Origin of the sequence: Alloprevotella tannerae ATCC 51259 (assembly GCF_000159995.1) — a bacterium.
GTDB lineage: Bacteria > Bacteroidota > Bacteroidia > Bacteroidales > Bacteroidaceae > Alloprevotella > Alloprevotella tannerae.
This window is the reverse complement of record NZ_GG700642.1, coordinates 743,984-758,414: the sequence shown is the minus strand read 5'-3', so window position 1 is coordinate 758,414 and position 14,431 is coordinate 743,984. Positions and strand designations below refer to the sequence as shown.

Here is a 14,431-nt window from a genome sequence, read left to right as displayed (position 1 = left end):
TCTCCTATTTTCTACAATAATCAACCATTCGGCAACCTTTGCAATGAATAGAGTTGCCGCGGAAACGCTGCTCTATCAAATACGAGAGGCGATCTCGCAATGTTTCCATCTTAATGCGCTGCAAAACGTCGTTAATAAAGGCGTGTTGGAGCAAGAGGCTCGCTTCTTTTTCGGGCACGCCCCGTTGTTGCATATAAAACAAGGCGTTTGCGTCAAGTTTTCCCACGGTTGATCCGTGATTACATTTAACATCGTCAGCGTAGATTTCGAGCATCGGTTGCGCAAAGGCCCGTGCGTGCTGACTGACGCAAAGATTATCGTTCGTCTGTTGCGATTGCGTATGCTGCGCTCCCGGTTCTACGAGCACTTTTCCCGCAAAGGCGCCGACGGCATTGTCATCGAGCACATATTTGTAAAGCATATCGCTCGTACAACCCTCGCCGACGTGGTCAATCAGCAGATTATTATCGACGCGCTCCTTACCGTCAGCCACGACAGCCCCGTAGGTGTTCACTTCGGCCTGTTCGCCATTGAGGCGGACGTTAACCGTATTGCGCGAGACGCCATTGTGGAGCGTCATATTGCAATAAGTCACCTTACTCTTCGAAGCCTGTTCGATATAGACGTTGCAGAAGCGCGTGTTGACAAAGTCTGTTTCCTCCACGGCGTACATATCAAGTTCTGCGCCTTGCTCGGCAAAGACTTCGACCACTTCCGTCGTCAGGTAATGGCGTCCTTCGAGTGCATGATCGCAGAAGAGCACCGTAGCCTTTGCATTTTCTTCGAGTACGATCAAGACGCGGCGATTCGACATAAAGTCTATCGTCGAAGCCGACACGTTAACGATCTGCACCGCCCGCTCTGCCTCTACGCCCGACGGAATATAAATCAACAAGCCGTCTTGTGCGAGGAGCGTATTCAGTGCCGTCACGCCATCATAGCTCTTTCCGGCCGCCTGATGATAGAATTTTTCGAGCAATTCGGGGCGTTTGGCCGCCACGTTCACCAAAGAATCGACGATGATGCCTTGCGGCAAAGCCGCCGAGTCGTGAGAAGCGGGCGCCACGGTATCATTTACCACATAATAATTCCACGCACCAAGATGCTCAATCGTACAGCGGTAAGTCTCATACGGATCTATTTCCAAAGGAATCCGTTTAAGATTCAAGCCGAAGTCGGGCGCGAAAGCCGCCTCCACATCTGTATATTTATAGCGCTCCGTCTTCGCCGTCGGCAGACCTTTTTCCGTCAGCAAGGCCGCCGCTTCTTCGCGCCGGTTATTCATCGGGGCGCACGAGCCGGCGCAGATCAGCGTCTTCTGCTGCTCATAGAGCGACAAGTATTGTTTTTCGCTCGCCATAATCAAGCCTCCTTCAGACTTTCAAGTATCCATTCGAAGCCGCGGTCTTCAATCTCATAACCCAACTCGGCCGTACCGTCGCGCACGATGCGTCCGCCGACAAGCACGTGCACAAAATCGGGGCGCAAGTAGTCAAGCATACGTTGGTAGTGCGTGATCACAAGCGCGCTGGTTTTCGGCGAGCGTAGTTTGTTAAAGCCTTCAGCCACGATGCGTAGCGCGTCGACGTCCAAGCCTGAGTCGGTCTCGTCGAGAATGGAGAAAGTAGGCGCCAAGACGGCCATTTGGAAAATCTCGTTGCGCTTGCGCTCTCCGCCGCTAAAGCCTTCGTTGACGCCGCGACTCATAAAATGGGCATCCAATCCGACAAACTGCCGCTTTTCGCGCAGCAATTTCAGAAAATCTGCGGCCGGCATCGGCTCGAGGCCTTGATAAGCGCGCTTAGCGTTGACCGCGGCACGCAGAAAGTTGGTCATAGATACGCCGGGAATCTCCGTGGGCGCCTGAAAACTCATAAACACGCCTTCGTGGGCGCGATCTTCGGGCGAAAGTTCCAAGAGATTTTTGCCATTGAAGGTCACACTGCCGGCCGTCACCTCATATTTCGGGTGGCCCACCAAGACATTGCTGAGCGTACTCTTACCGGAGCCGTTCGGGCCCATCAATACGTGTACCTCGCCATCGTTAATGGTGAGATTCACGCCTTTTAATATTTCTTTGCCCTCCACTGCTGCGTGGAGATCTTTTATTTCGAGCATAGTTGATGTTGTTTTTATTCTAAATACGAGGCGCTATCTGCCTCGTTGTGTGTGCTTTTTCGTTGTCTCTTATTGATTCCGACTGTTTGAGTCATATTTTTCAGCGGGCAAGTTGGCTGTTGCCACAACCGAGGTGCCGCCTATCTTATGCAAAGATAGTGCAAACTGAGTGCCATGAAAGCAATTTCAATGGCCGAGGTACCGCCTATCTTATGCAAAATTAGATAATTCCATCAGAACAACAAAGATTTTTTACCACGTAGCGCCGACTAACTTTCCGCCCCACCCATTTAGTGACAACATCACCCCGACATTTGGCCACCTAATCGCAATTCGAGGCCGTCCACATAGGGGATTTTTTTGCGACTATCCCAACCCCAAACGCGGCAGATCGTCCACCCGCCGCCAAGGGTCGGCACGGCACGAAGAGGGTAGCCACATCGCATCCTTCCGCTGCGTTCCGCCCTTCATTTTCTCCATTTTAAGTGCGCCCAATCGGCTGTTTTTGTAGGCCTCGTTTGGAAACTTTTTTGGTTTGCTCCCACCAAACGATAGTTTGCTCCGACCAAACGATGGTTTGCTGCCGCCAAACAATGGTTTGCTCCCGGCAAACGAAACGCAGAAGCCTTGTTCGGCCTAAAAAAGTAAGCACGGCAAGGCCATTGCGCAAAACAAAAATCAAACATTTCCGATGATTACGCTCACGCTTTCAGACCGACACCGCCGCCGGTTCGACGTCAATTTGCTGGCGCCGCAAAGGCCGACAGTCCACTTCTGACTAAGTAGACCCGACATAAAGCACTGTGGGGCCAAAAGTGCGAAAGGGAAAAATACGTACAGACCGGCCGCGCATTGTATGAAGATTTTGTATCTTCGCGGCAAATACGTATTTTAAGAAAGATGAAGCGAACTATTCTCATCGTGCTACTCACGCTGCTGTATGTGGGGACGTCGCGGGCACAAAGCGGCATCCGCTACGGCTATATCCATTACAACGCATTGCTACGCGAACTGCCGGAATATGCAGAAGCGGAGGCGCAATACAAAGCCCTACGCAAAAAATATGCTGCCGAGACCGAGTACAACGAAATGTCGTTTAAGCGACTTTTTGCCGAATACTTGCAAGGGCAAAAGGAGTTTACGCAAAACATTCTCTTGAAGCGCCAACGCGATCTTCAAGAGGAGATGGAAAAGAGTTTGGCTTTCCGACAAGCGGCCGACAGCCTCTTGGCGAAAGCGCAGACCGACTTGCGCGCACCGGCTTATCGGCGACTCAACAGTGTATTGCAAGCCGTCGGCAATGAGCGCGGCTACGAACTCATCATTAACCTGGATGAGCGCAACTTCCCCTTCTTTAATCCGCGCTACGCTGAAGATGCTACGCCTTACGTGCGTGAACGACTAAAACATTGAGCGTATGAGCGCCCAACCCATTCCGGCCACGGCTCCGATAGGCGTCTTCGACTCCGGCTACGGGGGGATGACCATCTTGCGACAGTTTAAGCGTCTGCTGCCCCAATATGATTATCTGTATTTGGGCGATAACGCGCGCGCTCCTTATGGTTCTCACTCGTTTGAGGTGATCTACCAATACACGCTTGAGGCGGTCGAAGCGCTCTTTAAGCGCGGCTGCCCATTGGTCATATTGGCCTGCAACACGGCTTCGGCCAAAGCGCTCCGCACCTTGCAGCAGAATGATTTGCCTGCACGCTACCCGGACCGCCGCGTACTGGGCGTGATCCGCCCCACGGTCGAAACCGTGGCGGGCTTGACGCAATCGCACCACATTGGACTCTTGGGCACGGTCGGGACGATCAGCTCGGGCAGTTATACGATGGAGTTTGCCAAGATTGACCCTTCGGCGAAGCTGACGGGAATGGCCTGCCCGATGTGGGTACCCTTGGTCGAAAATTATGAGTTCGACTCGCCCGGAGCCGACTACTTCGTGCGGAAACGCTTGGACGCACTCTTCGAAAGCGACCCGCAGATCGACACACTCATACTCGGCTGCACGCATTACCCGCTCCTGTTAGAAAAAATCAGCCAATTTACGCCGCCAAACGTAAAAATTGTGGAGCAAGGAGCGTATGTGGCAGAGAAATTGCAAGACTATCTTCAACGCCATCCGGAGATGGAAGTACGCCTGAGCCGCCAAGGCCGCAGCAAATATTTAACGACGGAGAGCGTAGATAAGTTTGACGAAGCGGCGCATTTGTTTATGAACGAAAAAATCGTCGACGTCTCTAAGATAAGTTTGCCGGAAGCGAGCGCGTAAGCCGCCAAAACTTCTGCCGGCAAGAGTCAATCGAGGCGCAGCGAAAGGGCAAAGCTCAATAATCCGTCCTGCACCGCCCTACACAATATATATATAGACCTCATCAAGCCTTAGGGCATCATTTCTAATGAATCCACTTCAACAAACTCCGCCCATCACGAAAAATCTGTTGATCATCAACAGCATTGTCTTGCTCGCGCAATACGTATTGCAACAGCGAGGCATCGCAGACTTGTCGCAGATGTTCGGCCTCCATTTCATCTTGGCGGACGACTTTAGGCCGTGGCAGCTCGTCACGTATATGTTTCTCCACGACGGACTGTCGCACTTGTTCTTCAATATGTTCGCGCTCTGGATGTTTGGCATGGTGATCGAACGCACGCTGGGCTTCAAGCGCTTCTTGATCTACTACTTTGTCTGCGGCATCGGCGCCGGCCTTTGTCAGGAAGCGTGGCAACTGGGCCAATATTACATCGAAGGACTCCAAAACTACACAATCGTAGATACGGGCATGGCGGTCATACCTATGAGTGCCTACCTCAATACGTGGACTACGATCGGTGCTTCCGGCGCTTGCTACGGCGTGCTTCTCGCGTTTGGCGTGCTCTATCCGAACGAGCGAATTATGCTCTTGATTCCGCCCATTCCGCTCAAGGCTAAATATATGGTGGTGGGCTATGCAGCGATCGAACTTATAGCAGCCTTTGCCACGAATGGGAATATCGCGCATTTTGCGCACCTCGGAGGTATGCTTTTTGGATGGTTGCTACTCATTATTTGGCGCAACAAGGCCGGAGGGCGACGCAGCAACTTCTCGGGATGGGAAACTTATACGCCGAAAAAGCCCTCACGCTGGCAAAAATGGCGCGAACAGCGTAAAAAAAACAGTCAGCAGCCGAATGCACACAAGACAAAAACGTCGACAAATGCGGACCACAATTATAATATGCAAAAGAAAGCAGACGAGGAACGCATCGATAGAATCTTAGATAAGGTGAAAAAATCGGGCTACGCGAGTTTGACGGACGAGGAGCGCGATGAACTCTTCCGCAACAGCCAACAATAAACGCGGCAATGGGAAACAAACAGCGAGCAAAGGCCGGCTGGGCTGAAGTAGCCGCGTGGATCTGCGTCTTACTCTTGTGGGCGAGTGCGGCGTCTGCCTACATTGATCCGCGCATCTTTGGTTTTGCGGCCGTTATGGGGCTTGCCTTTCCCGTCTTTCTTGGCCTCGTCGGCTTGATCACCGTTGTCTTGCTCTTCTTTGCGCGACAAAAGATTTGGATTCCCTTAGTTGGTCTCGCCGTTTGCTTTGGTGCGGTGCGTCGCTATTGTCCTTTTAATTTTAAGTCCACACCGCCGAAAACGGCTATCAAGGTAATATCTTACAATACCTTGTTCTTGGGCGGCCCGTGCGAAGATCCGACGACGGGAGATAACAACGTGGCATTGTATCTTGAGCTCCAAAAAGCGGATATTGCGTGCTTGCAGGAGGTTCCCTCGTTTGACGGCTACTATGAACAGCATGTGTTCCCCGTAATGAAACACGCGAAATACCACGACGGGATTCTGTTTAACGGCGTCTTTATTGCGATGTTCTCACATTACCCCATCGTGCGCCACGAATTGATCTGCCAAGACGAAGGCAACGGCTCGGTGGCTTTCTGGACGGTCAGAGCGCCCGGCGATACGATTTTGGTCATCAATAATCACCTCAAATCCATCGGACTCTCAAGACAAGATCGCGAAGAGTTCAAAGAGATGGTGCACGCTCCCGAATCTAAAATTTCTCGGCAGGGCTCTAAGACGATTCTCTCCAAGATTACGCACGCCGCCGCCGCACGCGCCGCTATGGCCGACAAGGTAGCGGCCTTCATTGACCGACATCGCGGCACGCCAATGATAGTTTGCGGCGATTTCAACGATACTTCGATTTCCTACGCCTATCGCCGCGTGGGCAAAGATCTGACCGACGCTTACGTAAGTACGGGCAGAGGCTTCGGCCGCTCGTTTAATCGCGACGCCATCTTTGTGCGCATCGACCAAATGTTCTGCTCTGAAGAATTTACACCCTATGCTGCTTACGTCGACAGCCGAATTAAATGCTCAGACCATTATCCTATTGTCGCCTATTTTGAACCTACGAAAAAATAAGTCAGACCACAGACAACATAGACTTTAACAAAGTTGCGCCCGACAAGTCCTGCGCCGCCAATTGTCAACTATCGCCCCGGCGCAGACCGACAAAGCCGCAACAGCGTTGCATTTCCTGCGCCGATAAAGCAAAAGAAGCCTGCAAAATGTCAGTTTTATGGGTCGAGGGGACAAACAAAAGCGCGTCTTTCCTTTGCTTTTAATCCCCCAAACACTATCTTTGCCACCAATTTCTCTCAACAATACTCACGAAAGGTTAATACCGCAAGCTCAAAATAGGAGATTGCGAGCACCCAACGGCCACAAAATGCCCTATGCTCAAAATAGGATGAATGCTTTTTTTGAAATACAAGAAAAACGCGCAAGACTGCTTCCCATCGAAGTTGTCACGCTGGGCTATACGCTTTTCACGGCGCTGCTGATCTTCTATTTCTGGCCGCAAATGGAAGCACCTTGGCGCCTCTTGATGGGCCGCGCAATGATCGTCATCGCTTTGGGCGGCATCTGGGGTTTGAATTACGCCGCGCCGTGCGAAGCCACGCGCATCTTGCGCAATATTTTCCCGCTTACGATCTTGGGTTATTGGTATTCGGACACCTACGAATTCAACCGCCTCTTTGATAATCTCGACTACATCTTTGCCGCGGCCGATTACGACTGGTTTGGCAGCCAACCGAGTTTGGTTTTCCGCCAACTTTTACCCGGAAAGGGCTGGAGCGAACTGTTTCATTTCGGCTATTTCTCCTATTTCCCGATGATCGTAACCACGACTTTACTTCCCTATTTCGTAAAGCGTGACACGTTCGAGCGCTACGCGTTCATCATCATCGCCTCCTTTTTCCTCTACTACGTGGTTTTTCTTTTCTTACCCGTAGCCGGACCGCAGTATTACTTTCATGCCGTCGGTCTCGACAAGATCCACGCCGGTATTTTCCCGCAACTCCACGACTATTTCCGATACCATACGGAACTACACGCCGTTGGCTGTCCGGAAGGTCTTTTCCAAGATCTGGTAGAACTCACACAAAGCAGCGGAGAACGCCCCACGGCGGCCTTTCCCTCCTCCCACGTGGGCATCAGCACGCTATTGATGATCATTCTCTTCAAAACACATCGCAAGACGGCTTGGGCTTTCCTCCCCGTATATCTATTATTGTGTTGCTCTACTGTTTATATAGAAGCCCACTACTTGGTAGACGTCTTCGGCGGTTTGATCTCCGGCGTCCTCTTCTACGTAATTACGAATAAAATATACACACTAATAAACACCCACAAAATCCAAAGCTTATGAAACGTGTACTTCTAATGGCTTTATCTGCCATTCCTACGCTACTCTTTGCTCAAGGAGGCATTACCTCTGCCATGCTGCGCCAGTTTAAGGCCGACAACGCACCGACAGCCAATACAAAAGTTTTGCGCAACGCATTAGCACAAAACAACATCAACGATTTGGCCTTAGTAGCCGATAATCCGGACGCCAACGACACATACTTCTCTCACGAAGTCAAGTCAAAAGGCATTACAAATCAACGCTCGAGCGGCCGTTGCTGGCTCTTTACGGGGCTTAACGTTATGCGTGCCGACGCCATCAACCGCTTCCAAATGGGCAGCTTCCAATTTTCACAGGCTTACAACTTTTTCTTCGATCAATTGGAGAAGTCTAACCTCTTCCTCCAAGCCGTCATAGACAACGCTAAGCAGCCTATCGACAACCAACTCAATACGTGGCTCTTCGATCATCCGCTTTCCGACGGTGGTACCTTCTCCGGCGTGCAGGATGTCGTTACAAAATACGGTGTAGTCCCGGCCGACGTTTTCCCCGAAAGCTTCAACGCCAACAACACCTCGAAAATGTCCGAACTCATCCAATTGCGCCTCCGCGAAGACGGCCTCGAACTGCGCAAAATGGTTGCCAAAGGCGCCAAAGCGGCTGATATCGAAAAGCGCAAGACGGCAATGCTCAGCACCGTATACCGCATACTGACCATCTGCCTTGGCACACCGCCTGAGAAGTTTACTTGGACGCGCCGCACGGCCGACGGTAAAGCCGTTGAGACCAAGACGTACACGCCGCAGGAGTTTTATCAGGCTTTCGTAGGCAAGGATCTGAAAAACAGCTACGTGATGGTGATGAACGACCCCACGCATCCTTACTACAAGACCTATACAATTGATATGGACCGCCACTCTTACGATGGCAAAAACTGGACCTATATCAACCTGCCTATGAATGAAATCAAGGCTATGGCTATCGCAAGCATCAAAGACTCAGCCATGATGTATATGAGTTGCGACGTAGGCAAGCTCTACAATCGTAAGAGTCCCGTGCTCTCTATGAACAACTACGACTACGAATCATTGCTCGGCACGAAGTTTACAATGGACAAAGCAGATCGCATCCGCACACACGCAAGTGCCTCCAGCCACGCCATGACGTTAATGGCAGTCGACTTAGACGCCAACGGAAAACCGAAGAAGTGGATGGTTGAAAACAGCTGGGGCGAAGATAGCGGCTTTCGCGGCCACTTAATTATGACCGACGAATGGTTTGACAATTACCTCTTCCGCCTCGTGGTCGACAAGAAGTATGTCCCCGCAGCTACGCTCAAACTCTTGGATCAGAAACCCACGCAACTTCCGGCTTGGGATCCGCTCTTCAAGACCGAAGAATAAGCTGACACCCCACGGGGTATCGACTACAAACATATTGGTGGCCTTTCATCCGTAGCAGCCACCTCAATCAGCCGATTAGGTCTGCACGATGAGCCAACACCATTAGCGTATAGTAGTTTTAAAAAAGTGAGCATAAAGCTCTAATTATAGATTGTTGTATTGAATTCTATGCGCTATCGGCCTCCCTCCAAACGAGGGAGGCCTTCTTTTATCCCTACGCCAACGGCTCATTGCTCCCCGCGCAGCGTCGTTTCGCTTCCGCAGTAGGCGCCCCCATTTTCGCCTCCACCCTTCAAAAATAGCGCCGAGGACGCCCCAATCTGCTAAGCCCAAACCCGAAGAAGCAAAGGCCAAGCCCCAAGCATCGCGCTTGCGCTCGTGATAAAAAAGGCTTCACCTCACGATAAAAAGTACTTCATCTCACGAGCGCAAACCTTTATTCTCGTGAGCGCAAACTCCGCGAACACGTCAGGCGCACTTTTTGGCCAAGCCAAATGCCTTATTATCAAACACAAAAGGAGCAAAAACCCAAACCTCCGCATCGCCAAACGGACGCGCCGCGTGTGCCGATACAGCACCGACCACCATACTCCAACCGAGCGCGCCCCTCATCCCTTTCCTAAAAAACTTCATCAGCCACCGCCGCTTCCCCTTTTTTGAGTATTGCCGATGATCGGTCAAATCCGGGAAACGCCAACAAGCCGCCCCATCTATAGAACAAAAACCTGCATTTCGCCTTTCCCGGCATGGCGGCAAATTGACACCATTAAAGCCCCTTTCAGCCTGAAAATTCGCCTTCTAAACGACCAAAAAGCAGACTGAAAGCGAACTATCCCCATAATTGAGTATTGAAACCCACAAAAAGGGATAGAATAAAAGCCTTTTTGTTTGGCACATATTTGGGGTTTAGCTTATCTTTGCAGAGCATTCGAAGTTCCCCATTTATGGGGATATGACGTTTGCGAACCACTTCGCCCAAATAAAAACAAACAAAATAACAATTTAATCAAAAATTTATGTGGTTATACAATTCATCCATCGGACGGAAGGTTGTGATGTCAGTATCCGGCATTGCGCTTATCTTGTTCCTGACGTTCCACGCTTGCATGAACGTTGTGGCACTCTTTTCAGCAGATGCCTACAATGAGATCTGCGAGTTTCTCGGCTCGAACTGGTATGCCGTAGCCGGAACGGTTGCGCTCGTTGGCTTAATTGCCATACACTTTATCTACGCGGTCATCTTGACGCTTCAGAACCGCAAGGCACGTGGCAACAACCGCTACGCTGTCACGGCAACTCCGGACAAGGTTGACTGGAACTCGCGCAATATGTTTGTGTTGGGCGTTATCATCGTATTGGGCCTTCTCCTCCACTTGTTCAACTTCTGGTACAACATGATGTTTGCTGAGTTTGCAAACGGCGGAATGGCTTTCGTAGGAAACTACTCTGCAACTGACGGAGCCGGCTTGATGAGCTACACGTTTAAGAATCCGGTCTTCACGGTTCTTTACATCCTTTGGTTTGCCGCTATCTGGTTTCACCTCACGCACGGCTTCTGGAGCGCAATGCAGACGCTCGGCCTCGACGGAAAGATTTGGTTCAACCGTTGGAGAGTGATCGGCAATGTTTATGTAACGATCGTAATGCTCTGCTTCGTAGCCGTGGCTATCCACTTCGCTTTCTGTGGCGGCGCGTGCTAAGTGAGAGTTTTTTAGCTTTATCAAACACACAAGGAAATAATTATGGCAACTATAGATTCTAAAATCCCTGAGGGAATTGTCTCTCAGAAATGGACCAACTATAAAGCGCACCAAAAATTAGTAAACCCGGCCAATAAGCGAAAGCTGGACATTATCGTCGTCGGAACAGGACTTGCCGGCGCAAGTGCGGCAGCTTCGCTGGGCGAAATGGGCTTTAAGGTGCTCAACTTCTGCATCCAGGACTCACCGCGCCGCGCGCACTCTATCGCAGCTCAGGGCGGTATCAACGCAGCTAAGAACTACCAAAACGACGGCGACTCTGTATATCGTCTTTTCTATGATACGGTGAAGGGTGGCGACTATCGTGCTCGCGAAGCAAACGTATATCGCCTCGCAGAAGTCAGCGCAAGCATCATCGATCAGTGCGTTGCGCAAGGCGTTCCCTTTGCTCGTGAGTACGGCGGCTTGTTGGCTAACCGCTCTTTCGGTGGTGTGCAGGTAAGTCGTACGTTCTACGCAAAAGGACAAACGGGCCAGCAATTGCTGCTCGGTGCTTACTCCGCACTTATGTGCCAGGTAAACGCAGGAACCGTAAAACTTTATACGCGCTATGAAATGCTCGACGTTGTCATCGTTGATGGACGTGCACGCGGTATCATAGCTCGCAACCTCGTAACGGGAAAATTGGAGCGCTTTGCTGCACACTGCGTCGTATTGGGCACAGGTGGTTATGGCAATGCTTACTTCCTCTCAACCAATGCTATGGGTTGCAACTGCTCTGCAGCTATTGCGGCTTATCGCAAGGGCGCTTACTTCGCTAACCCTGCTTTCGTACAGATTCACCCCACGTGTATTCCGGTTCACGGCGATAAGCAAAGTAAGCTGACTTTGATGTCGGAGTCGCTGCGTAACGACGGCCGCATTTGGGTTCCCAAGAAAATTGAAGATGCGAAGAAGCTGCAAGCCGGCGAACTTGAAGGACGCGACATTCCGGAAGAGGATCGCGACTACTACCTCGAGCGCCGCTATCCGGCTTTCGGTAACCTCGTTCCCCGCGACGTAGCCAGCCGCGCTGCTAAAGAGCGCTGCGATGCCGGCTTCGGCGTAAACAACACGGGTCTTGCCGTATTCCTCGACTTCTCTGAAGCTATCAACCGTTTGGGCCGTGACGTCGTAGAAGCACGCTACGGTAACCTCTTCGATATGTACGAAGAAATTACTGACGTGAGCCCTTACGATAACCCGATGATGATTTATCCGGCTATTCACTATACGATGGGCGGACTTTGGGTTGACTATGAACTCTCTACGAACATTCCGGGCCTCTTCGCAATCGGCGAGTGTAACTTCTCTGACCACGGTGCTAACCGCTTAGGTGCGTCTGCATTGATGCAAGGTTTGGCTGACGGCTACTTCGTATTGCCTTATACGATTCAAAACTATTTGAGCGACCAAATCACCGTTGCTCGCTTCTCTGCTGATGCTCCTGAATTCATCGCTGCTGAGAAGGAAGTACAGGATCGCATTGACCACATCCTCAACATCAACGGTAAGCGCTCTGTGGATAGCATTCACAAAGAATTGGGCCACGTGATGTGGGAGTACGTAGGTATGGCGCGCTCTAAGGAAGGCCTCGAAAAGGCACTCGTACTGATGGACGAGATCCGTAAAGAGTTTGAGACGAACCTCTTCGTACCTCACGTTGAAGGTGTCAACATCGAATTGGAGAAAGCTTTGCGCTTGAACGACTTCATCACGATGGGTAAATTGGTAGCCATCGACGCTATCCACCGCGAAGAAAGCTGCGGCGGTCACTTCCGCATAGAGCATCAGACTGAAGACGGCGAGGCAAAACGCGACGACCAAAACTGCTTCTATGTAAGCTGCTGGGAATATCAAGGCGAGGGCAAGAATCCTGTCAAGTTCGAAGAGCCGCTGAAATATGAGGCTATCGAAGTGAAGACCCGCAACTATAAGAGTTAAGCTCGTTTATCAACCAATATTAAAGAACAACGATTTATGGCTAAGAATATAAGTTTTAAGCTGCGCTATTGGAAGCAAAACGGGCCGAAAGATGCAGGCCATTTTGACGAGCGCGAAATGAAGGACATCCCTGACGATACGTCATTCCTCGAAATGCTTGACATATTAAATGAGCAGCTTGTCGAAGAAGGCAAGGAGCCGTTTGTATTTGATCACGATTGCCGCGAAGGTATCTGCGGTATGTGCTCTCTCTACATCAACGGTACGCCGCACGGCAAGACGGAGACAGGCGCTACGACCTGCCAACTCTATATGCGTCGTTTCCGCGATGGCGAAACGATCACCGTAGAGCCGTGGCGCTCTGCTGCTTTCCCTGTTATCAAAGACTGTATGGTTGATCGTACAGCATTTGATAAGATACAATCTGCCGGTGGTTACGTCTCTGTGCGCACGGGTGCTCCTCAGGATGCCAACAGCATTCTGATTCCGAAGCAAGATGCTGACGAAGCAATGGACTGCGCTTCTTGCATCGGCTGTGGCGCTTGCGTAGCAGCTTGCAAGAATGGCTCTGCAATGCTCTTTGTTAGTTCACGCGTAAGCCAGTTCGCGTTGCTGCCTCAAGGCCGCCCCGAAGCTGCTCGCCGCGCAAAACTAATGGTGAAGAAGATGGACGAATTAGGCTTTGGCAACTGTACCAATACGCGTGCTTGCGAGGCTGTATGCCCCAAGAACGAATCTATTGCGAACATTGCACGCCTGAACCGCGAGTTTATCAAAGCAAAGTTAGCTGACTAACTAATATAGTTAATACATCATAGAATCCCCTCGCCCGCAGTGCTCCTGCCAGTGAGGGGATTTTTAGATGAAGTGCGTTGCGGCTTTTAGGGCTTCAACGCCTTAACGCCGCACTGTGGTCCGCCTTAAGTTATATATCGTTCAAGTATTCTTCAATGCCTATCTTGCGCACGATTCCCAAGGATTGACGCCCAACTAATCTCTAACGATGCTAACTTAGTAGGCACACTAAATTAAACTTGAAAAGGGTAGTGCGCACACAAGCGATAGCGTATCCAAGGCAAATAAGGTGAATTAGTGGATACACTGCTAAATACGCCGACTATTTAATGCCTTGACGAGAGCCACATCAGTATGATGTAGGCGGCAAGGATATGCATAGCGATCGTTATGCGTATATTTTTAGTAGTATCGCCGGTTGACCAAATCCAGACCCATATGAGAGGACCGACAAATGGCACCGCTGCCGAGAAGAGGATAAAGAAAATAAAACCGCCCCAACCTCGCCCGGTAGCAACAAAGGGAGCAAGGATGAACAAAAAGACTGTGTAAAAGAAATAAAACACGAATATAGCGAGTTTACATTATCGTGGATAGACGCAAGGAGGAGAAACGATAACCTAACAACAAGTTGCTATCCACTTAGCGCCATTTAGGAACAATCCTTAAAGGCTCTTGCGCGCAGATATAGATTTGAACGAACAATACTAAAAATGCCAAAGCACACAATATA

General features: G+C 50.6%; 11 protein-coding genes. 9 read left to right on the top strand and 2 right to left on the bottom strand.

What is annotated here, in order from left to right; all coding sequences use genetic code 11:
• Positions 1-4: 4 nt before the first annotated feature.
• The gene (gene sufD / locus GCWU000325_RS03130) at positions 5-1,360 is read right to left on the bottom strand and encodes a Fe-S cluster assembly protein SufD (protein ID WP_006254619.1); all 1,356 of its coding nucleotides are present in this window, start codon (positions 1,358-1,360) and stop codon (positions 5-7) included.
• A gap of 2 nt (positions 1,361-1,362) precedes the next feature.
• A complete protein-coding gene (gene sufC, locus GCWU000325_RS03125; RefSeq protein ID WP_006254618.1) occupies positions 1,363-2,118 on the bottom strand; it encodes a Fe-S cluster assembly ATPase SufC in 756 nt (251 codons plus the stop codon).
• 900 nt (positions 2,119-3,018) lie between these two features.
• On the opposite strand from sufC, the gene GCWU000325_RS03120 reads away from it, so the two are divergent.
• The 9 genes from GCWU000325_RS03120 (at position 3,019) to GCWU000325_RS03080 (ending at position 13,698) form a co-directional block, all read left to right on the top strand.
• The gene (locus tag GCWU000325_RS03120) at positions 3,019-3,531 is read left to right on the top strand and encodes an OmpH/Skp family outer membrane protein (RefSeq protein ID WP_006254616.1); all 513 of its coding nucleotides are present in this window, start codon (positions 3,019-3,021) and stop codon (positions 3,529-3,531) included.
• Positions 3,532-3,535: 4 nt separating this feature from the next.
• Complete coding sequence (gene murI, locus GCWU000325_RS03115) at positions 3,536-4,393, top strand: glutamate racemase (protein ID WP_006254615.1); 858 nt, start codon at positions 3,536-3,538, stop codon at positions 4,391-4,393.
• 127 nt (positions 4,394-4,520) lie between these two features.
• Entirely contained in the window at positions 4,521-5,459 is a 939-nt protein-coding gene (locus GCWU000325_RS03110; protein ID WP_006254614.1) for a rhomboid family intramembrane serine protease, read from the top strand.
• Between the two features lie 8 nt (positions 5,460-5,467).
• The gene (locus GCWU000325_RS03105) at positions 5,468-6,547 is read left to right on the top strand and encodes an endonuclease/exonuclease/phosphatase family protein (protein ID WP_006254613.1); all 1,080 of its coding nucleotides are present in this window, start codon (positions 5,468-5,470) and stop codon (positions 6,545-6,547) included.
• Positions 6,548-6,875: 328 nt separating this feature from the next.
• Positions 6,876-7,838 (top strand): phosphatase PAP2 family protein, encoded by a 963-nt coding sequence (locus GCWU000325_RS03100; RefSeq protein ID WP_040598830.1) that lies wholly within the window; start codon positions 6,876-6,878, stop codon positions 7,836-7,838.
• Positions 7,835-9,220 (top strand): C1 family peptidase, encoded by a 1,386-nt coding sequence (locus GCWU000325_RS03095; RefSeq protein ID WP_006254611.1) that lies wholly within the window; start codon positions 7,835-7,837, stop codon positions 9,218-9,220. Before GCWU000325_RS03100 ends, GCWU000325_RS03095 begins: the two co-directional genes overlap by 4 nt.
• 1,016 nt (positions 9,221-10,236) lie before the next feature.
• Complete coding sequence (locus tag GCWU000325_RS03090; protein ID WP_006254607.1) at positions 10,237-10,920, top strand: succinate dehydrogenase cytochrome b subunit; 684 nt, start codon at positions 10,237-10,239, stop codon at positions 10,918-10,920.
• A gap of 42 nt (positions 10,921-10,962) precedes the next feature.
• Complete coding sequence (locus tag GCWU000325_RS03085) at positions 10,963-12,903, top strand: fumarate reductase/succinate dehydrogenase flavoprotein subunit (protein WP_006254606.1); 1,941 nt, start codon at positions 10,963-10,965, stop codon at positions 12,901-12,903.
• A 36-nt stretch (positions 12,904-12,939) separates the two neighbouring features.
• Complete coding sequence (locus GCWU000325_RS03080) at positions 12,940-13,698, top strand: succinate dehydrogenase/fumarate reductase iron-sulfur subunit (protein WP_006254605.1); 759 nt, start codon at positions 12,940-12,942, stop codon at positions 13,696-13,698.
• Positions 13,699-14,431 lie beyond the last annotated feature (733 nt).